General features: G+C 57.7%; 1 pseudogene. It reads right to left on the reverse strand.

Annotation, left to right across the window (positions count from 1 at the left end):
* Nucleotides 1–201 (reverse strand): annotated as a pseudogene (locus tag NE609_RS17535) (relaxase); the annotation flags it as partial.

The raw sequence follows: 201 nt of genomic DNA on the forward strand, positions 1-201 counted from the left end.
CCGGTCAACCATGCGCTGCAAGGTGTTGTCTGCCGGGGTGGTTTTTGTGGTTTTTTCCCCTTGTGACGGCTTTTTAACTGCGGCAGGGTATTCGGGTATGGCTTTGGTCTGTTCGGCGGCTCTGTGGGCGTTCCGCGTGAGCAGGGCAAGGACAGCAGCCTTGTCAAAATCGTCCCCCAGCTTCCGGGCTGTGATAGGCTT

This window comes from Anaerotruncus sp. DFI.9.16 (assembly GCF_024461615.1).
GTDB classification, from domain to species: domain Bacteria; phylum Bacillota; class Clostridia; order Oscillospirales; family Ruminococcaceae; genus Anaerotruncus; species Anaerotruncus massiliensis.